The organism is Geomonas edaphica (assembly GCF_004917075.1).
GTDB classification, from domain to species: domain Bacteria; phylum Desulfobacterota; class Desulfuromonadia; order Geobacterales; family Geobacteraceae; genus Geomonas; species Geomonas edaphica.
This window is the reverse complement of record NZ_SSYB01000003.1, coordinates 327510-347374: the sequence shown is the minus strand read 5'-3', so window position 1 is coordinate 347374 and position 19865 is coordinate 327510. Positions and strand designations below refer to the sequence as shown.

The window sequence follows — 19865 nt, the reverse complement described above, 5'->3', positions numbered from 1 at the left end:
TTGCGTTAAAGATTTGGTTTTGGAGGCAATTAGTGACGGACAGGAACGCGAACCTTGATTTACTGAAAAGCGGCCGGACCTTCGACATACTGGTGATAGGCGGCGGCGCGACCGGCTGTGGCATCGCCGTCGACGCGGCCAACCGCGGCCTCTCGGTCGCCCTTGTCGACCGTGGTGACTTCGGTGGCGGTACGAGCAGTAAGAGCACCAAGCTACTCCATGGCGGCGTCCGCTACCTGGAGTCGGCGGTCATGCACATGGACCGGGTGCAGTTCAACCTGGTGCGCGACGGGCTGCACGAGCGTACCGTTCTTTTAAGGATCGCCCCGCACCTTTGTCATCGCCTCACCCTGGTGACACCGCTGTACGGTCTGGGACAGGTTCCTTACGTATGGTCAGGGCTCAAACTCTACGATTTGCTCGCCGGCGATGCGGGGCTTGGGCACAGCCGCTTCCTTTCCCGTGGAGAGATGCTGCGGCGCTTCCCGATGATCCGGGAGGAAGGGCTGAAAGGCGGGGTACAGTACTACGACGGGCAGTTCAACGACGTGCGCATGAACATCGCCCTCGCACGGACCGCGGTCAGAGAGGGGGCGGTGATCTGCAACTACGTGGAAGCGGTCGGCCTGGTCCGGGAGAAGGGGAGGGTGGCCGGCGCGGTCGTGCGCGACCCCATAAACGGGACTTCCTGGCAGATACGCGCCCGCTGCGTGGTAAACGCCTGCGGCTCCTCCTCGGATATGGTGCGCCGCATGGACGACCCGACCGCCGCTTCGCTGCTAAGGGTGAGCCGCGGCATCCACATCGTGCTTCCTGGTCGCTTTGCGCCCATGGAGGCGGGGGTGATGATCCCGAAGACGGACGACGGCCGCGTCCTCTTCATCCTCCCCTGGGAGGGGGCGTGCCTCGTCGGCACCACCGAAGAACCGGCCGACGCCGACGAACTGCCGCTTGCGCGGGAAAAGGACGTGGAGTACCTGCTGCGCCACTTGAGGCGTTATTTCAACCTAGGGGCGAAGAGCCAGGACATCACGGCCTCGTGGGCCGGGCTCAGGCCACTTGTGCACGATCCCTTCACCGCCGACACCGCCGAACTAGCCCGTGACCATGTCATCAGTTGCTCTCCCACCGGCCTCATCACCATAGTCGGCGGTAAGTGGACGACCTATAGGAAGATGGCGCTGGACACGGTGGACTACGTGGTGAAAAACGTGGGACTTGCCGCCACCGGACCATGTCGTACCGACCGCCTCGTGCTCGACGGTGGGGAGAACTTCAGGGACGGGAGCGCGGTGGAGCTTGCCCGGAACTTCGGTCTCGACCCGGACGTGGCCTTGCACCTGCACCGCTCCTACGGCGACCACGCCCTGGAGGTGGCACGGCTGTGTCAGGGGTGGCTGGGCGAGAGGCTGACTGCGGGGCATCCTTACCTGAAGGGGGAGGTGCTTTACGCGGTGCGCCATGAGATGGCCCTTACCGTGCTCGATTTTGTCGAGCGGCGTGTTCCGCTCGCCCTCTTGGATCGTGCTGGGGCACGCTTCGCCGCCACTGCGGTGCATGAACTGATGGCGTCGGAGCTTGGCTGGGACAGGGTGCGTCAGGCAAAGGAGCGCGAAGAGATGAATGACCGGTTGGGAGGTAATTGATACCTAGGTCAAGGTTCATCAGGAAAGGCAAAAAGAGGGGGGACGCTGCGACGGCAGGCCCCCCTTTTTTTACCCAGTACGACTTTTTAGAAGTGGCACGCCGCGCAGAGACGTCCGGTATTGGTCACTAAGACCTGTGTTCTCGCGGTGGTGTACCCGGTGAAGGCCGGGCCGTAGCTCTGGTAGTTCGGCGTTGTTGGGGTGGTGCCGGTGATCCGAGTACTGCCCATGCCGACGGATATGGTCGGCGGTGTCCCGGTGCCGTGGCATACCGGTATGGAGCATTCTGCCGCACCGTAGGTCTGCACATAAGCGCCGTGGGCGGGGAGGATGGTCGGCGCGATGCCGGGGCTTGTCGTGAGCCTTGCCGGGAACCAGCTCAGCGGGTGGAAGGAGAAGGCGTTCCCCGCGTGGCAGCTGGAATCGACGACGCCTGGCTGGTCGTCGAAACAGGATGGGCCGGAACCGGGGGCGCCCCGGTAGTCGGCGCCGTGGCAGAACACGTTAGCGCACTTGGCTGTCGCAGTTTTCGCTTGGGAGGTAAAGGTGGTTCCAAGCGCGCCGGGGGTGAGGTCCGCTGCCGGGACACCCATGGCGACCACGCGATCTCTGATCCAGGCACCATGCCGGGCGTAGTCGTATCCCCCCCATTCCAATGGATGTACGTCGGTCTCATTGCCCATGTGGCAACTCGTGCAGGCCACCTTGGAGATGCCCCCCTTCAGGTCCGTGCCGTGGCAGGGCGTACAATCCTGCAGACGGCCGATGGCAGCCACGGCGTGGCGGGCGGGGAGCCAGTCGTCGGGGTGTTCACCCTTGTCGGGGTCGAAACTTGCGTGGTTGTTGGTGTCCCCACAGCCGGCAAGCGACAGCAGCAGCAGGCACCAAAGCATCACGGTAGCTCGGGCTGGTCTGGTTACTTGTGGCATGATTTGCACCTCTCGTTGTTTTGCCGTCCGTGGCACTTAAGGCAGGAGGCCGGGTTGATACGCCCCTCGATCCGGTGCCGGCTCAGGTAGTCCCCCCGGTGCGGCAGCGCCAGCTCCGGTCTTTCCTTGTACTTGTCGCTGGGGAGGATCTCTTCCTTGTGTGCGTGGCATTCGACGCAGAAGGATTCCTTGTGGCAGGCGTTGCAGGCTTCTCGCTGCTGGGCGGCGTAGAATTTGTGCTTCAGGTAGAAATCCTGTGTTTGGTGGTTCAGCGCCACCCATTGGTCGGTGTGGCACTCGGCGCACCTGGGAAGCCCCTTGACCTCCTCCGGATGCACGCGGGCGATGCTGGTCGTGTTCGCGCAAGCGTAGAGCATGGAGAGCATAAGGAGCATCAAGGCAAGCAAGGCTGTCTTTTTCACTATTTCCCCTCCTTTCCGATGCCGAAGGCGTAGGTGACTTTCACCAGTCCGCGCAGTTCGTTGTCGAAATCGGCGCTCCGGATGTAGTCGAGGTCGGCGGCGACCCGAAGGTTCGGCGTGAGATCGTATCCGGCCGCGCCTGCCAGGGAAAAGGTGTTCTCCCTGCCGTTGATGCTCCTGTCGAAGTCGACATCGAAGAAATCCAGGGCGACGTCGATGGGACCGAACTTCTGGGCGGCCCAGACGCGGTACTGGTTGTAGCGCAGACGGTTGGTGGAGCCGTCCATCCGATGGAAGGAGGCTCCGACGGCAAGTCCCCCCGCTGTACCAAAGCTGCCGGTCGCCCCGTAGTAATCGGCATTGCCGGCGATGTCGTACTCGTAATGGTTGTACTCGGCAGAAACAGCGATGTTTTTGGTCGCGTTGTAGCCAATGCTACCGCCCGCGTTCCACATCTCCTCACCGGGAAGGATGATGCCGTTGGTAAGGCTCAGTGCACTCGTGGTGACGTGGTAGAAGTAGTCGTCGTAATGCACGTTTTGCAGCGAGGCGCTGAAGCGCAAGGAGTCCGTAGGCGTGACGCTCGCGGTATAGGAGTGTTCCATCCACCCGTCGCTGAGCGAGTTATAGGTTGATCGGCCACTTATGTCGACCATGCCGATGGGATGTAGCCAGAGGTCGATCCCTTCCTCCTCGCGCACAGCGTCCGGGCTCGACTCGTCTCTCAAGGCGCTGATGCCGATCGTATAGTACTTGGGGACGGAGTGGGCGAGCCGCCCGCCGTAAATGAGATCTCCGTCGTTGAAGTTTGGTTGCGTCACCACGGGCGAGCCGACAAAGGCGGCGGCGGTGAACCCTGCGGCCAGGTCGCTGCGCAGGGAGAGCCCGTCGATACGCTCGGTGGCCACACCTTCGACCACCCACTGCCGGCCGGCATCCACGCGGAAGTTGTTCCGATTGGCGCGGTAGCTCAGAAAACCGTACTGGATGTCCCCCTCTTCGCGGTGGTCAAAGCTACGATCGCCCAGATCGACCCTCCCCCAACCGCCGATCTCCAGGGAGATTGCACCGTTTTTCGTGGTGTCGCTTGCCGAGAGGTGCAGGTATTCGTAAAGCGGGAAGAGGTTTTCATCATCCATCCCTTCCCTCATGCGCAGGATGGTGGTCGAATTCCCCGAGATCGAGGTTGCGCTCGCGGCCTGGTGGAGAAGGAGCACCAGGAAGCAGGACAAAAGCACGGTCCGCATGGGCTTTGAGGCAAAGGGAGGCGGATCTCCCGTCTTTTTCGTAATTTTAATTTTCAAGACATTTCCTCCTTTCTTGATGCTGTCTCAGGTTACCGTGGGGAAATGCAAAGTGAAAAAGCCGGGGGCGCAAAGCCCCCGGCCGGTCGTGCTGTTACCAGTTCAACATCTTCTTGATGAGAGCTTTGGTCGCAGTCGTGGTTGAGGTCGTGGGGGCAACGGAAACCACCGTCGGGCGGTTCGCCGCGTGCATAGTGATGACGTCGGCGACCCTACCTTGGCCGTGGCAGAGCACGCACTGCTCGGTCAACGACGGCAGTGCTGCACGTGCGACACCTATGTCGGTGTAGGACGGGCCGGTGGCGGCTACGCCCAGTTGGCCGCCGTTCGCCACGATGTGGGCCTTGGCAAGCGGGGTGTCATGGCAGCTCACGCAGGCCGCTGTGATCGGCGCCACCACAAGGTCTTCAGGGTTCGGGACGCTGGCACGCGCGTCCCCTAGGGTGGTGGTCGGGGTTGCCATAGAGGCTGCGCTTTGAGTGACCTGGGTCGACGGAAGCGCCCTTGGCGTCAGTGCGCTCACCGCATCCGGGGTATAGCTCTGCTGGCTGATGTGGCAGGCCTCGCAGTTGCCCAGCATGTTCGGGAAGGTGATCTCTTCACCGGCGATGAGCGTGATGCCGGCGCTCGGGCCGTTACGTACATCGCGGATCGGATCGGTGCGGGTTGCACCAGCATGGATGCCGTGGATCAGGTCTTTGAAGTTGTTTGAGAACTCGGGGAAGGTGAGCGCGTATCCGGCGGTTGTTTTGTTGAAGGCCGGGTCCCAGGTGGTCAGGATGTTGAGCTGGACCTGTGAGAAGTTGAAGCCGGAGAGCTTGGTGTCGCTTATGGTGCGCCCCGAGGTGGTCAGGTTCGGGTTGTGGCAGGTCACGCAGACCTGGGTCTGGTAGACGCGCTGCCCGCCGTGGGCCTCGAAGAACTCGTGGCAGTTCCTGCACTTGTCAGGATCAACCACGGTGCGGCGCACGGCGTCGCCGGTGACGGGAACGATCACCGCCTTCGTATGGCGCCCCACGTTGGCACCGCCGAAATTCAATTGAGTGAAGTAGCTTTGCAGCGCAACGGCGCGCATTTTTGCGCCGGCTGGGAAGGCGGAGGCGGCGTTGATGGTCGCGGTGTAGTAGCCGCTGCCGTCCGGAGCCGAGATGCTGCCTGTCGCGGCGTTGTTTGTATTGAGCAGGGTGGCGATGGAGATCGCATCCGGCTGTGCCGCGACCTTCCCTAGGTTGTTGTAGTCAGCCGGGATCGCAGGGTCGGTCTCGAGCTGCGGCTTCGCGTAGGCCAGAAGGAAGGTCGGGCTGCCGCTGAAGCCAGGAAGAGCGGTGGTGAGTCCTGCAGCCGGGGTCGCCAGGGTGATTGGCGTGCCGGTCGCCTGGTTCAGGATGCGGAACCTGATGGTCAGGTTGTTGTTCGCATCGACTGTGGCTTTGTCCAACTCGTAGGTGAAGCTGGTGAGCCCTGCAGGCGCTTCAGGGTTGAGCGGCGTCACAATCTGCTGTGCGTGTGATTCGGTGATTGCGGTCGGGGTGTGGCAGGCGTTGCAGCTCGCATCGTTCAACTGCACCGGATGCGTGATCGTGGTGGTGCCCTCAGTGATGGTGCCGGTAGAGAAGTGTACGTTGTCATGGCAGGCACCGCAGGCCTTTCTGCTCGGCATGGTGCGCCAGTTGTTGCCCTGCGGCGTCACTGCCTGCTCCTGCGCGGTGTCGGCGCGGTGGCATTTGCGGCAAAGCGCGGCGCTTTGCGGGTAAGCGACCTCATTGAAGTGGACCCCTGCATAGCTGTAGCCGGTCTGGGTGAGGTTGCTGCCCATGTGGATCTTGTGGACCATGGTCACGAACTCGCCCAGGATCTGAGTCTCGTCCGTCGATGGGTCCGCAGTGCTCACGTCGGCGGTCACGTAGGTGTTGCCGGTGAAGGCGCCGCTCGTGGCGGTCGAGATCGCCCTTCCATAGGCGCGCTGACTCGTATGGCAGATGGCGCAGTAGCGTGTGTCGACCCGGTCGGCGTGAGGCGTGGTGACACCTAACCCCCACCCCTGTTCGTTCAGGTTATTCGGATCGCCCGGGTTGCCGTGGCACTCGTTGCAGTACTTGGTCAGCACGATGTTGCGCTGCGCCGCGTTCGTGGTTGAAGAGGTCACGCGGGTCCCAGTAGCCGGAACGAAGTCGTAGACGAGGTTGATGGCGTTCTTGTACGCGACGGCCGGGCTCGTGCCGGGGATGTTTCCGCCGTAGGCGATTACGAGGCGGTGCGTCTTTGTCGGATCGTAGGTGAGATCGCCAAGGTCGTTTCTGCGGTTGCTGCCGGTGAAGGTCATGGCGTTCACCTGGCTCTGGATCAGCTTAATGTCTCGGGCAAAGGTGTAGCGGTACTTGCCGTTGCCCAGATATTCGAGCTTCCCTTCACGGTCGGACGTTGGTCTGGAGGCGGCTACCGCAGCCCCGCCTGTGGGGACGGTGGTCACGATGTAGTTCACCCAGTGCGAAGGCGTGCCATTCGAGGCGGGTATCAGTTTTGCGAGCGAGAAGCCGAGGTTGTTTAACCGCCCCGACGAGGCGTCCCTGCTTCCGATCCCTTCGACGGCTTGGCCGCTGGTCGTTTTGAGGGTGAAGGTGACTACCGGCGGGCTTTGGATGGTGACGCTGTCAACCGTGCTGGCATTCTGGTCGAAGGTGATGTTTGCCAGTTGATCAGTGGTGGCGGTGCTCAGGTTAGTAAAGGCGCCGCCGGGTGCACCGGGCTCCCCCTTGGGCCCCCTGTCCCCTTCGCAGCCGCCCAGGAAAAGTGCGGCTGCAGCGGTTGAGGCAATCAAAAAAGACGAGAATTTCCCTAAAACCTTGCGTAGCATAATTCCTCCTTGTCTCGGGTCTGGCCTGCATAACCGGATCAGAGTGTTCCGTGAGAGCGGGGGAGGGTGGCTTATGAGCTGTCATAGACCGTCACGTTCATGTGAGCACCTCCTCAGTTTTATTAGTGATTTCAAACACAGTGAAGAAACTTAGCAGTTGTTCATGAAATGGCAAGCGGTTTGAGGCGGTTTTTTGGGAGCTCAAAAGAGGGCGCGTGAGCGGAGGGACAATCTGTGGTTATTGGGGTGGGCGATGCGTGGTATCGTAGAAGACGATGTCCTGTTGAATAGATAGCCGGAGTAGGCTAGAATGACACTGGTCGATGAGAATGATTCATGAGGAAGGAGGCGGGAGGAGTTTCACCGGTTACAAAGGAGCGTGTTAGAAATGGGTATTACGGTGATTTTTGAAAACGGAGAAGAGAAGAATGTCCCTTCTTATATGCTGGACTACCTAATCCGGGAGAGGAAAATCATCGCCTTTCTGAGGTCCTCGGGATGGGTTGAAATCGGGCGTGATCCGATCAGAAAATCGCAGCAACCCCTTACCAGATCAGGGGAGCGGTGGAGCGACTTCCTTTTCAAGAGAAATCTGCAGTCCTAGCTTCAGGCAGGTTCCTTCAAACGCAGAGCCGGGCATCGCTTGAGACGCTCCACCCTTTTAGCGGGTGATGCATCAAGCGGTACCGGCTCCATCATCAAGCCGACATCCTCGGTAAAACAGATGGCCCCTCTCACCGTTCTCGCATATGAGTCGTCATCGTGCGGCTGCTCTTCAGGGAGGTAGACCCTGGTCCGCTTGCTCTGCGTTCCATAGATCGCCGCGAAGACCTCTTTCGTCTCCCCTTTGCGCAAACAGCAGATATACCCCCGGCAGTTTTCCTGGCCTCCGGTTCCTTCCGGCGATAGATAGGCATTGTTGATGGACTGGTGCAGTTCCAGCACGTCCTCCGCACTCCGCACTTCAATGACCGAGAGGCCGCTTTCCAGTATGAACAGAACCGGTGCCCCGTCGTCTGCTCCGGATGCGAAGCCGCCCCCTGCAAGCTCGCCCAAGGGGAGGAAGAAAGGCTCCTCCTGGCCGGGCGGCGGGAACTCTGGATCGGCGTCTGTCGAAGCGCCACTTGAGGGGTGCGATGCGGACCAGTCATGCTCACGCTGCTGCGGGACATCGAATTCCTCGAAGCGCACCACTTCGCTGAAGGCCGGGTTCGGGGGAAGGGGGAGAGGAACTTGCCGCGTCCCTTCGTCCTTTTGCTGCACCTTGGGGGACTCGATGTGCGGCCGGTAAGGCCAGTTATCGGCGGGGCTCTCTTCCACGTGCGGTGCAGCCGTTGGCCTAAGGGCCTGATCGCGTTCCGCCTGGACCCGTTCCAGTTCCCTACGCAGATCGGCCAGTTCAGTCTCGGTGAAGCTTAGCTTTTCTTCCGAGGCCGCGGCGTGCCTTAGAGCATCATCCCTTTCATTGCCAAGCCGTTGGATTTCTCCGCGCAGGTCTTCGGATCCCGCCTCGGCGGTCGCTTTCTGCTCCTCCGGCACGGCGGCACGCTCCTGTGCGGCATCCTGTTCCGCTCTCGCTTCGGAGAGGACACGGTGCAATTCAGCGAATTCCTGATCCAGAGCTTCCTTCTCCTGCGTCAGAGTGGTCAACCGCTGTGACGCATCCTCACTCTCCCGCCTGAGCCGTGCGATCTCCCGGTGGGCCTCTTCCAGCTTCGCGGCCGTCTCACGCTGCAGTGCCCCTACTTTTCGTTCCGACTCGAGTGCCGTTTCGCGCTCTTCGGCAAGCTGCGCCAGATCCTGTCTGGCCTGGGCCAGGTTCTCCACCATGGCCTCGTGCTCATGCTCCGTGCGGGCGTGCTGCCGCGTCAGTTCATCGAGCCGCGTCGCCAGATCGGCCGCCTCGTTAAGCGCCCGGGCTGTCTGGACTTCCTTTGCGCGAAGCTCCTCCTCTGCCTGCCTTGCTTGACTAAGGATTGCCTCTTTCTCCGCGGTCAGGGCGGCGCAAGCCTTTCTTGCCGTGGATAGTTCTTCAGCGTCCTGCTGGCGTTGGAAGGAGAGCTGTTGCAACTGGGTGTTAAGGGTGTCGCGCTCAGCTAGGAGGGCCTGGTGCGCCTTGCTCGCCTCGGTCTTCGACTGATTGACTGGCTCCGATGCTTCTGGTCGGGATGCCGGTGGTACCGGTATGGTAGGAGAGAGGAGTGTAGAGGGGGGTGTTGTGGACTGCGGTGTGTCCTTTACCAAAGTCTTCTGGGCGATTGGAAGGGTGGGCGCTCCGGCCAGCCCCTGTTTTAACGCGGCTGCCCCCTTAGCCCCGGGGAGGCGTAAGATCTTCGAGTTGCGTACGACTACCTCGCGCATGGCGGGACTGTAGCTTAGGTCTACGCGCTCAGGTGAAAAGCCCATGCCCTTGGCACACTCCAGAGCCTCTTCCAGGTCACGAGAGTATTCGGCTTCGCTTGTCCCCTTTCCGGAAGTCGTATAGACGAAGACCTTGCGGTCATTGACGACAAAGGCGAGATAGACCTTGACCAGCGTCTTCTTCCTTAGGGCGCAAACGTGCGCTTCCATCGATTCGGGCCGGGAGCCAGGCGAGGAACTTCTGGTGACGGGGGCGGAGCGAAATAGGTCGAGGACCTCGGACTCCGCGACTTCGATACAGCCGATGGTGCTATCCAGTGCCAGCATGAGACCTCCAGTACCCGTATGAAATTATCGGTTACCGAATGAAAAAAACCGCGTCGCCTTATAAATGATATTTCGGCAACCCGGCTGTCTGCATGAGACCCAATGGGCTTTCCGCCCCACCCTCGCGGATGGTTTAGTATTGTCGTGTATCGGTCGGTATGAGAGCACCCACAGAGGGAACCCTTTATGTAGGAGCCTGAATACATTACCCTAATTGCATATGGTAAAGCAATGGCCTTTTGTCTACAGAAACGGGTGCGGGACGACGGGATGATCCGAAGTGGACAGGTACAAAATTCCTGTCATTTTGGAGCGGCGAAGTTGACTTTCGAAGGAGGGCGCATAGAATCGTATACGGAAAAAGTCATCGCTTTTAATGGGACTTATCCGCACTGTCTCTAGTAATATGATTCATATACCAGAAGGATAAATGCCGGCACGATAGTATCTCTTTGGTTTCTTCATTCTTTTGTGGTGGCAGGCTGGAGGAAGTCATGGCTGACATAGAGCACGACGAAAGCGGGTTCACCTGCGAGTGCGGCCTGCGCAACGAATATCCGGGTTACGTCCAGTCTCACTGGAGTGTGAAACTGTCATACTCATGCGCTTGCCACAGACAGTACATACTGTACCGGGGGACCGTGGTAAAGGCCTCACGCGAGTCCCAAGAGATTTTCGACAGCGAAGCCTTCGGCGACTGAAACCCCGTTCACTATTCCCGCCAATCAATAGCACTTTTCCCCAGGCCAAGTTGGCTACCAAATTGCAATACCTGACGCGGAACCGATCACTTTCGCCGGCAAAACCGGTAGATTATGGCTCCGAACACCTTTGTCGGTGACGGAGCGTTGACTCCGCGTCAAAAAAACCGGCTGAGTCTCCCACGTGCGGACCCGGCCGAATGGGAAAAATGAATGGCAATCAACCCGCTGCAGACACAGGCCGTGCCCGCATCGCCGCGTGATGTCCGCTTACAGAAGAAGAACGACCCCGTCACTACGGACTTCCAGTCCCTGCTACAGTCGATGAGCGCCCCCGAAGAGGCGAAGTCGGTATCGCCGCAGACCGCGGCAGAACTCCTCCGTATCCAGATGATGCAAAGTACCCTTGCCCTGTCCGGCGATCGCCAAGATACTGCCACCCAGAGCGAGCGGGCCATTGCTGCGCTCCTGCAGGGGCTCGACCAGATACCCGGCAGGCAAATGCGTAGTACCGCGGCGTTGGAGACGGCGGAAGCGCAGGAGTGGACGGCGTCGATGCCGGCAACTTCTACGACACGAGACGCCGAGGCTGACGGCATCAGCCAGACTGCCGCGGAGTTCCTCGGCACCCCTTACCTTTTCGGCGGGGAAGGGGCGAGCGGCATTGACTGCTCGAGCTTCGTCCAGCAGGTCTTCCAGGCTCATCACATAAACCTCCCCAGGACGGCGCGCGAACAGATCACCGTTGGCAGCAATGTCGCCCCGGGCGACCTCCAAAAGGGCGACCTGGTCTTTTTTCAGACCTACGCCTCTTATCCGTCGCACGTCGGCATCTATCTTGGCGACGGCAAGATGATCCACGCATCATCCGGGAGAGGAGAAGTCACCGTCTCCGACATGAATAGCGACTACTACAGCTCCCGGTACTTGGGGGCAAAACGCGTCATTTGAGCCCGCTGCAGGCCCGGTCGTCGTAACGGAAAGCTCGTTACGCCGTTCCCATCTCGCCACGCCACTTTCCACTAGATATCCGCAAGGTCGTAGAAGCGGTTGATTACTTCCTTTACCCTTCCCATGAGCGCCTTGAGACGGCCCCGCGCAGTGTCTTCACGCGCGGCATCGTCGGGGGACCAAATCTGGCGCACCGTCGCTATATCCACGTTCTTACGTGTGGTGATCTCGTCGTAGTTGTCGGTAATGCCGCAACAAAGCGCCCTGTTCCACTCCTCCCTGCTCGCCGATCTCCACTTGGACCTGAATTCTTGGAAGGTCGGCTCGTCGCCGAAGTTCATCTCACTCACATCTATCGATATCGGTTCGCCCTGTGCGTTGCGGTGCACCCTCTCCACATAAGCCACATGCCAGTAGCTCTTTATGGTGAAAATGGCGACGTCTCCCTCGGTGACCTCGGTGACCTCCGCGTTCCTGAGGGTGGGCATGTCGTCACGCATCGGTATGGGAAACGAGGGAATCCTCGACTTGACGTAATCGACGCAATATCCTCCCCGGTCCATCCAGTCCTCGCAGTTGCAGGCGGCATGAGAGGTCCGAATGCCGAAAGTCATCAGAAAAATCATCAGAAAAAGAAAGATCAAAATACTGCTTTTCATGCGGTTCTCCATAAAGCTTTGCCGTCCAGCGCAGGAGATGCGCAGACGTTGGCTCGGCCGCCCCGGCAGGCAACATGGCGGGAGCAGTGCACCACGCAGAGGTGCACCTACGCGGCTCGGGCGCTTAACGCGCGCATGCGGCCCTTAGGCCGCGGACGCGATGATCCAAGCGCTGTGCGTGGCGCATTCGGGTACTGTGCCGGTGCCGTGGCGTGAGCCGGCATTTCCTTTACCGACGTTGGCGGCGTAGGATGCGAATTGTCAGTGTGGATCAGCCTTGGAGTTGTTCAGGAGGGGCACGGCCGGAGTGAGGGATGACGGCGGGGGAGCGGTGCAGCGTTGGGGTGGACTCGACAACGGCGCCGTAACAGGTGACGGCAACGGCCTCGACCACCTTCGGCAACACGGCGACCAGGTCGTGGTGCTGCTTAAGCTGGCTGGAAAGATTCTTCTGCTGGAGTTCAAAGGTGACGCGATGTAGCGGCTTGGGGCGATAGGGGCGCGAGAGGTCGGGCACCCGTGCGCCTGCACAGAACAGGGACAGGACGACCAGGAGTATCACCAGAATCTGGGGGCGAATATGGGGGATGCGGTCACTTCTCATAGAGTTCTCGGCGCTCATTAATAGCATGTTTACCCGTAAAAGGGAACCTGCTAGTCGAGTCCGAGGCTTTGAGTCACACATCTGGAACAAGAAGGCCCCCGGCTATACGACAGGGGCCTTCTTCTCTGCGCCATATTATTATTTGTCACAGGTTTACTCTGCGTGCCGCTTCACCCACTGGACGTAGCGGTCCATCCACCCCTGCAGGAACTTCACGGTGTCGGGGGGTGCGATGTTCCCATCCCCGTCGAAGAAGCCATCCTTCACCTGGATGAACACCTCGGGTTGCCCCATGGTCGGTGCATCTAGGTAGGCGAGCGTGTTGCGCAGGTGCTGCTGTGCCATAGCGGAACCAATTTGTCCGATGGATGCCCCGAGGATGCCGGTCGGTTTGCCGGTCCAGACGCTCGTCCCGTAGGGGCGCGAGGCGTTGTCGAGGGCGTTTTTAAGCGCGCTCGGCATGGAGCGGTTGTATTCCGGCGTCACGAAGATGAGACCGGAGCATCCTTTTACTTCGCTCTTGAGTCGGACCACCGACTGGGCCTGCTTGTCATCATCATCCTGATTGTAGAGCGGCAGGTCACCTATTTCCAAAAACTTGAAAGAGAACTCCGCAGGGCCCAGCTTTACCAGCGCATTGGCAAGCTTTCTGTTGATGGAATCCCGACGCAGACTCCCCACGATTACTCCAATCTGGTGTTGACCCATCTTCAATTCCTCCTGTGATTGTTGAGACATCGACCGCAGATATGACTATAGCACTTTGTCTCCTGTTTGCTTTGCTGCTTAAGGATGTCAGTTTTTCTTTGCCCGGCCAAATTGGTTGGGGTTTATAACTGAATATTTAGATATTCTTTGACAGGAAAATGAAAAAGAATTAAAAGACTTGTAGGAAAAAATCTGGTTCAGGGGGGAGCCTTTTCATGATCCGGTTTGACCACGAGCAGGCGACGACCGGGGATGCGGCGATACCACCGGCAAACGGCCGGGAGGTAGCCTTTTGCTGGTGGGGTGCCATCTTATGGAATGCCATCGCGCAACCCACCGGCTTCATCTGTCTCAATGCGCTCATCAAAGGCGAGGCGTTGGCGGCACTCGGCCTGCTGTTTCCGTTGGTGGGGCTGCGGCTGCTCTGGCAGGCATTCAAGAAAAAGCGTCAGATGCGGGACCTCGGCGAAATCCGCCTGCACATGGACCCCTTTCCTGCGTCGATCGGCGGCGAAGCCGGAGGGAGTATCGACCTCCCCGTCCGCTACAGCCCCGACAACGTCTTTCTTGTTTCCCTTCGCTGCGAGAGAGGCATCAAAAGAGATGATGACACCCACATGGAACTGATGTGGGATGAGCGAGGCTACGCCACATCGATGCCTGCTGGCGCCGGCACAAGAATCGCGTTCCGCTTTGCCGTTCCCGCCAATCAGTTATCGAGCAGCAACGTGCATGTGTGGACAGTGCGGATTACTGCGGAACTGCCTGGTTTAGAGCTCGACCGAAGCTTCATCATACCAGTGCTGCGTGATGGTCGGCCTAAGCGCTCCCAACTGGCGGTTCCCCTGGCTTGCGAGCTCAAGCCCCCCATGGATCTCCCCTCCCGCACGGTCCGAATCCAACATCACCCCGCAGGAGTGCAGTTGCTATTTCCCTGTCGGCGCAATGCGAAGAGCGCCTTGCTCTCCGCATTTTTCAGTGCGTGGTTTTTGGGTGGCGTCGTCATTATCGTGGTGAAGAACCCTGGGGCGGAAGCCGTCATGCTGCCTCTGTTTGGGTTGATCGGTGGTGGCCTGCTGCTCTATTCCGTCTGGCTGTCGGGGAACTCCATAGAAGTGAGCGCCGGTGCCGGTGAATTGAACGTAGTACGCCGTTTCTTGGGGCTCTCCCTCCCCGCATCCCGCATCGCCGCAGTTGCAGTCAGGAGAGTCGAGCCGGTGAGAAGCGGCGCGCACGGTACAGGCCCCTGTGCGCGGCTGCTGTACCGGATCACGGCTCAATGTAGTGATGGCACCGGCATCACCGTTGGAGATGGCGTGGAAGGAAGACGCGTAGCCGAGGAAGTTGCACGTCAGCTGCGCGAGGCCTGCGGCGTGCTGCCGAGCACCGCGGAGGACCTCTAGGGTACGGCGTGGTCACGATGTACAATTGTCAGGGCTCCGCCCCGCACATCTTACTATCTTGCCCGCCTCCCGATCTCTACATCCTTGGGTGGAAACCCGTACACTCCAGCAGATAGGTCGCACATCACGTAGGATGATTAATCTAACGCGATGGAAAAGTCATACACCGCGATGGATGATTAATCTAACGCGATGAATAAGTTATGCACCGCGTTGGATGATTAATGTACTGCGTCGTATGACTAATATGCCGCGATGGATGATTAATCTAACGTCATGGAGAAGTCATACATCGCGATGCACGATTCATATGCCGCGATATGCGATTAATATACTGCGTAGGATGATTAATCTAACACGATGTAGAAGTCATACACTGCGATGCACGAGTAATATGCCGCGGTGTATGATTAATATACCGTGTAGGATGATTAATCTAACGCAATATAAAAGTCATACACCGCGATGGATGATTAATCTAACGCGATGGATAAGTCATACAACGCGATGGATAACACGTTTACCACGATTGATAACACGCACATCACGTTAGATGAAATTTCGAGAAGTGGGCGGGGGCTGGAGCACAGGATATCGCACCGCAGGTATCTTTCATCCGCAGTCGTGTGGAAGGGGGAATCAGGAAAATTTCAGCTCCCATGGCTAATGCGACGTGGCGGGGAATTATTTCTCAGGGGACTTTTTCTTTCTTATCCGTTCAAATTCGGCCTGGAGACGGTCCAGTTCATGGTCGGACAAATCCTCCAGGTCTACAAGCGAGTTCCTTGCGCCTTTCTGTGCTTTGAGAAGCTCATCGAGCTTGAGATGAAGAGCCCGTGCATCACGGTTCTGTGTGTTTTGTATAAGAAACACCATCAGAAACGTGACGATGGTCGTAGCGGTATTGATGATGAGTTGCCAGGTATCTGAAAATGCGAAAATTGGCCCCATGCCCGCCCATACTAGTAAAATCGCGATGGCGATCGCGAACGCATAGGGGGAGCCGAGCGCCTCTGCCGACGAACGGGCAAAGGTATGAAAGGTATCTTTCAGTGGCATGTGACCTCCTTGACGAGCTTTAATGCTGATCTTTATTATTACAGAAATTTTGGAATGTGGAATCTAGCTGTCGAGAGCCGGTCCTGACTCAGGTCCTGGAATCTAAAAAACAAGGCCTGTAGTCCCCGGCGGCCCTGAGGAAAAGGGGACAGGCCCTATCGTAGAGCACAAAATTATGGCAATTACTAACACATCTAATCGCATGCCCGCCAAAACAAGCCATAAGGTCTGGCCTCTCTATCTCTTCCTCTCCATCTTTTTCGTTATTGGTAGCTGCTGTCTGCTCTATGCCCCAGTCAAGGCGGTAAAGACACTCATCTTCATACGGAATGCAGCCGTTACCACAGGAACTGTGGAAGATCTTGTGGCCAAACATGGCTCTAAATCGATCACCTACGCCCCCTCAATCACCTTTAATACCCCGGATGGTCGGTTGATCAGGTTCATTTCCCAGATAAGCGGCAGTCAATCGGCATACAACGTCGGGCAGCGGCTAGAGGTCTATTACGACCCGGCAAACGAGGGGAACGCCGAAATCAAGAGCTTCATCCCCCTCTGGATGCCGGTCATAATCCTCTCAGCCCTCGGACTTGCTTTCAGCGGGATTGGCGGGGGGATGATCTATGCCATTCGCCGTTCCGTAAAGGATGCGGAAAAGAAAGAGGCGCTGCTGCAGAAGGGGGTGCCGGAGTGGCAGGCTGAATCGGACTGGCAGTTGGCAACGATCAGGTCGTCCACCGGCAGGGAAGGGGCATTTTTCTGGCTGTTTGCCGCCGTTTGGAACGCCATAGCCCTGCCTACTGGATTCATCTGCCTCAACGCAGTCATTTACGAAGGCAATCGTCTGGCGGCAATCGGGCTGATGTTCCCGCTGGTTGGGTTCTGGCTCCTATGGGAAGCCGCTAGAAGGACACTTCAGATACGGATTTTCGGTGATATCCAGCTCCGGATGGACCCGTTCCCCGCTGCAATCGGCGGAGAGGCCGGCGGTACAATCGATCTTCCGATCAACTTCAGCAGCGGCAATGTCTTCTCAGTTTTTCTCTGCTGTGAACAGGTTATAAAGCACCGTGATGGCAACCGTAAGGAACTGATATGGCAGGAGGCTGGCCGCGCTGTGCCAACGCTTGGGCCTGCCGGCACACAGATCGCGTTCCGGGTCGCCGTTCCAGCCACCGAGCCGCCAAGCAGCGATTCCCATCTTTGGACGCTAAGAATCACCGCCGAACTTCCCGGCCTGGACCTGGATCGAAGCTTTATCATTCCGGTGATCCGGGACAAATCGCCTAGGACATCCAGTCTGAACGTGCCGCTAGCTCCTGACCTGATGCCATGCGAAGAGCTCCCTATTGGGACAGTACAGGTCAATCGTCAAGGCGAAAGACTGATGTTCCGCTATCCTTGCCGCAGGAATCTGAAGACCGGCTTACTGTGCGTATTTTTCAGCTGCTGGTTTCTGGGTGGAGTATCAATCTTCATGTTCAAATCGCCCGGAATGGGACTCGTGGTCCTGCCCATTTTTGGCATGATCGGCGCTGGTTTGCTGCTTTATGCCGTATGGCTCTTAAGCAACTCGCTTCAGGTGACAGTAGGAGCAGGCGAACTGTTCGTAGTGCGTCGGCTATTAGGCATCCCTATCAACAGCTCCTCCATAGAGACTGCTCAAATCAGGAGAGTTGAAATCGTGAAGTATGGGGCCCGCGGCACAGGAACATCTGCGAAACTGATTTATACGATCACGGCCGATTGCGGCAATGGCACGACCATCACCCTAGGAGACGGAGTGGAAGGGAGAACTGTTGCCGAGGAGATTGCCAGACAGTTGCAGCAGGTATGCGGGGTAAGCGTCCCGACGTTGTCTTCACATACACCATCAATGAGACCGGGAGGGCGGGTGTGAAAGCGGTCAGCCTATGGGTTGTAGTAATTTGCACCGTAATTTTGGCAGGGTGTAGCGGCGGTGGAGGCGGTTCTCCAAGAGATTCTGCGGCGCCGCAAGCGTCGTATGCTTCGCCCCAGGTTTACGGGGAGAAACAACCTATATCGTCATTGGTGCCGACGATCACCGGTACGGCGACATCGTATAGTGTGACCCCTTCGCTGCCTGCCGGTCTGGTACTGGATGCGACAACGGGCTCTATTTCAGGTACGCCTGTAGCCGCCGCGAAAACCGCTGATTATACGATCAGGGTTACTGGACCAAGCGGTTCCACAACGACCAACTTGAGCCTCACCGTAGTGCCTGTGGTCTCCGTCTCCAGGATGGTGGTGGCCAGTACGTCGGTCGCTCCGCTCGTGACGCTCAACGCCGCATCCACAGGTCTTAGTGGCAACGTCTACGCAAAGGCTATTGATCCAGACGGTGTTTTCAGTGTGCCTGTTACGGTGAATGCCAGCGCCGGCAACTACGTTCTCGAGCTCTCGACCCTGAGTTCCGTGAGCACGGGCCTCCATACCGGGCAGGTTGTTGTGAACCTATACACGGATGCCGCTTGCACAAGGCCCCAGAAGATGCCGAGCGTGTGGGTAAATTACACGGTGAACGTCCTCGATTCGGGCGGTGCGTGGCCAGGCAATCACTTGACTGCGCTTTCGTCTATTCAGGGTGCCTCCGAATGGGCCACGTTTCAGGGCAATGCCGCCCATACGGGATATGTTCCTGTAAGGCTGGACCCCAACCAGTTCAGTACGCGTTGGCAGATCTCAGTCCCTGCGCTCCTCTATTACAACAGCTGGTGCAACCTAGCCACAGTGACAACGGAGGGTGGGAACTTCTACATGGCAGGCAACGATGCGGTCACTGCTCGCAGCGAGTACGACGGATCCACTTTGTGGAGCTACAGCTTCAGCGGACTGCCAAATCCCTCTGTAAACCCGCCCGCCGTCAGCAATGGCGTCGTCTACGTGGCGGCTGGACAACAATCATCGACTTACATGTACGCCTTGGATGCCATGACCGGCTCCAAGTTATTCCAATCCGCCATGTCCTCCCAGTGGGAACACTACCTCGCTCCCACAGTGGGGTCATCGGGAGTCTATACCAACGCGGGCACGTACGGTGGATTGTACGCGTTCAACTTCCAAGGGGATCGGCTATATTTCGCGGGGGCCGACCAGCAGTCCGCTTGGACCCCAGCAGTCGATGCCAACTCGGTGTACGTCTACACTGGTGATGCTCTGCGTGTGTTCGATCCGGTCCTAGGTACGCTCAAGGCAAGCATCACAGACACAACATTCACGAACTACATTTACATAATTAATGGATCGGCCGTGCTGGGGGCTGCCAACTCAGTGTTCGCCGCGGTGTACGGCAACAGCAATCTCAACGGCGGCGATATAGGCAATTCGCTCGTGCACTTCAATTTAGTATCAAACACGGTCGACTGGAGCATCAGGGGCGTCTACCCGTCGACGCCTGCTTACGACAGTGGAGTTGTCTACGTGGCTAACAACAATCCGTTGCGCTTGGAAGCGCGCTCCGAGGCTGACGGTAAGCTGATCTGGTCTTGCGCGCCTCCTGCATCGGGTGATACGAGATTCGTGAGCGAGGTTCTGCTCACGAAGGATGCCGTGATCGTTAGCACGAATCTCTCGACGTACGCGATCGATCGCTCGACGCACCACGTGGTGTGGAGTTACCCGTCGGCGGGGAATCTTGCGCTGTCTCCCCGCGGTATCCTCTATATTGAGGGGTACAGCGCACAAGGCTCTACGACGACGCTTACTGCGATCAATGTTCATTGAAATGCGGTGGCGTAGGCGAGGGGCGTTGGCGTTCTCGGCGCCATGAGGCCGTTGCGGGCGATGTCTCCCGAGAGCAGTACGTGTGGAGTGGGGGGCGTTGGTAGCTTGTATAAGAAACGTGGTGGACCCGTAAGACAATAAGTTTGTTCTCTGGAATCTTATCAGGTTTACGTGTCCCCCTGCTTCCCCTCAA

General features: G+C 58.4%; 16 protein-coding genes and 1 riboswitch. Of the genes, 7 read left to right on the top strand and 9 right to left on the bottom strand.

The window, feature by feature from the left end; genetic code table 11:
- Window positions 1-32 precede the first annotated feature (32 nt).
- Entirely contained in the window at window positions 33-1646 is a 1614-nt protein-coding gene (locus E8K79_RS10600) for a glycerol-3-phosphate dehydrogenase/oxidase (protein ID WP_136514716.1), read from the top strand.
- Between the two features lie 86 nt (window positions 1647-1732).
- On the opposite strand, the gene E8K79_RS10595 is transcribed toward E8K79_RS10600, so the two are convergent.
- The 4 genes from E8K79_RS10595 to E8K79_RS10580 all read right to left on the bottom strand — a co-directional run bounded on the left by E8K79_RS10595 (window position 1733) and on the right by E8K79_RS10580 (window position 7155).
- Window positions 1733-2575, bottom strand: a complete 843-nt coding sequence (locus E8K79_RS10595) for a cytochrome C (RefSeq protein WP_136514715.1) — start codon at window positions 2573-2575, stop codon at window positions 1733-1735.
- Complete coding sequence (locus tag E8K79_RS10590; RefSeq protein WP_136514714.1) at window positions 2563-2997, bottom strand: cytochrome C; 435 nt, start codon at window positions 2995-2997, stop codon at window positions 2563-2565. The genes E8K79_RS10595 and E8K79_RS10590 overlap by 13 nt, the downstream gene beginning before the upstream one ends.
- Entirely contained in the window at window positions 2997-4301 is a 1305-nt protein-coding gene (locus E8K79_RS10585) for a porin (protein WP_246043794.1), read from the bottom strand. The genes E8K79_RS10590 and E8K79_RS10585 overlap by 1 nt, the downstream gene beginning before the upstream one ends.
- Before the next feature lie 94 nt (window positions 4302-4395).
- Entirely contained in the window at window positions 4396-7155 is a 2760-nt protein-coding gene (locus E8K79_RS10580) for an OmcA/MtrC family decaheme c-type cytochrome (protein WP_136514713.1), read from the bottom strand.
- Between the two features lie 388 nt (window positions 7156-7543).
- Here E8K79_RS10580 and E8K79_RS10575 point away from each other — a divergent pair, with 388 nt between their 5' ends.
- Window positions 7544-7759, top strand: a complete 216-nt coding sequence (locus E8K79_RS10575) for a GSU3473 family protein (protein ID WP_136514712.1) — start codon at window positions 7544-7546, stop codon at window positions 7757-7759.
- Between the two features lie 2 nt (window positions 7760-7761).
- On the opposite strand, the gene E8K79_RS10570 is transcribed toward E8K79_RS10575, so the two are convergent.
- Entirely contained in the window at window positions 7762-9843 is a 2082-nt protein-coding gene (locus E8K79_RS10570; RefSeq protein WP_136514711.1) for a coiled-coil domain-containing protein, read from the bottom strand.
- A gap of 71 nt (window positions 9844-9914) precedes the next feature.
- A riboswitch (cyclic di-GMP riboswitch) is annotated at window positions 9915-9991 on the bottom strand.
- A gap of 346 nt (window positions 9992-10337) precedes the next feature.
- On the opposite strand from E8K79_RS10570, the gene E8K79_RS10565 reads away from it, so the two are divergent.
- Both E8K79_RS10565 and E8K79_RS10560 read left to right on the top strand, forming a co-directional pair.
- Window positions 10338-10544 carry a hypothetical protein gene (locus tag E8K79_RS10565; protein ID WP_136514710.1) on the top strand — a complete coding sequence of 69 codons (207 nt, stop codon included), beginning with the start codon at window positions 10338-10340 and terminating at the stop codon, window positions 10542-10544.
- 213 nt (window positions 10545-10757) lie between these two features.
- Complete coding sequence (locus tag E8K79_RS10560) at window positions 10758-11495, top strand: C40 family peptidase (RefSeq protein ID WP_136514709.1); 738 nt, start codon at window positions 10758-10760, stop codon at window positions 11493-11495.
- Window positions 11496-11566: 71 nt separating this feature from the next.
- Here the strand turns inward: E8K79_RS10560 and E8K79_RS10555 are convergent, their stop codons facing one another.
- From E8K79_RS10555 to E8K79_RS10545, 3 genes are all read right to left on the bottom strand, one after another.
- Complete coding sequence (locus E8K79_RS10555) at window positions 11567-12154, bottom strand: hypothetical protein (protein WP_246043793.1); 588 nt, start codon at window positions 12152-12154, stop codon at window positions 11567-11569.
- A 271-nt stretch (window positions 12155-12425) separates the two neighbouring features.
- Window positions 12426-12758, bottom strand: coding sequence for a hypothetical protein (locus E8K79_RS10550; RefSeq protein WP_136514708.1), 333 nt, complete (start codon window positions 12756-12758; stop codon window positions 12426-12428).
- Between the two features lie 153 nt (window positions 12759-12911).
- Window positions 12912-13466, bottom strand: coding sequence for an NADPH-dependent FMN reductase (locus E8K79_RS10545; RefSeq protein ID WP_136514707.1), 555 nt, complete (start codon window positions 13464-13466; stop codon window positions 12912-12914).
- Window positions 13467-13681: 215 nt separating this feature from the next.
- Here E8K79_RS10545 and E8K79_RS10540 point away from each other — a divergent pair, with 215 nt between their 5' ends.
- The gene (locus E8K79_RS10540; RefSeq protein ID WP_136514706.1) at window positions 13682-14869 is read left to right on the top strand and encodes a hypothetical protein; all 1188 of its coding nucleotides are present in this window, start codon (window positions 13682-13684) and stop codon (window positions 14867-14869) included.
- Window positions 14870-15553: 684 nt separating this feature from the next.
- Here the strand turns inward: E8K79_RS10540 and E8K79_RS10535 are convergent.
- Window positions 15554-15928, bottom strand: coding sequence for a low affinity iron permease family protein (locus tag E8K79_RS10535; protein ID WP_135870499.1), 375 nt, complete (start codon window positions 15926-15928; stop codon window positions 15554-15556).
- Between the two features lie 175 nt (window positions 15929-16103).
- Between E8K79_RS10535 and E8K79_RS10530 the strand changes: the two genes are divergently transcribed.
- Together E8K79_RS10530 and E8K79_RS10525 are read left to right on the top strand one after the other, a co-directional pair.
- Window positions 16104-17828 carry a DUF3592 domain-containing protein gene (locus tag E8K79_RS10530; RefSeq protein WP_136514705.1) on the top strand — a complete coding sequence of 575 codons (1725 nt, stop codon included), beginning with the start codon at window positions 16104-16106 and terminating at the stop codon, window positions 17826-17828.
- The gene (locus E8K79_RS10525) at window positions 17825-19672 is read left to right on the top strand and encodes an outer membrane protein assembly factor BamB family protein (protein ID WP_162604648.1); all 1848 of its coding nucleotides are present in this window, start codon (window positions 17825-17827) and stop codon (window positions 19670-19672) included. Before E8K79_RS10530 ends, E8K79_RS10525 begins: the two co-directional genes overlap by 4 nt.
- The last annotated feature ends 193 nt before the right edge of the window (window positions 19673-19865 follow it).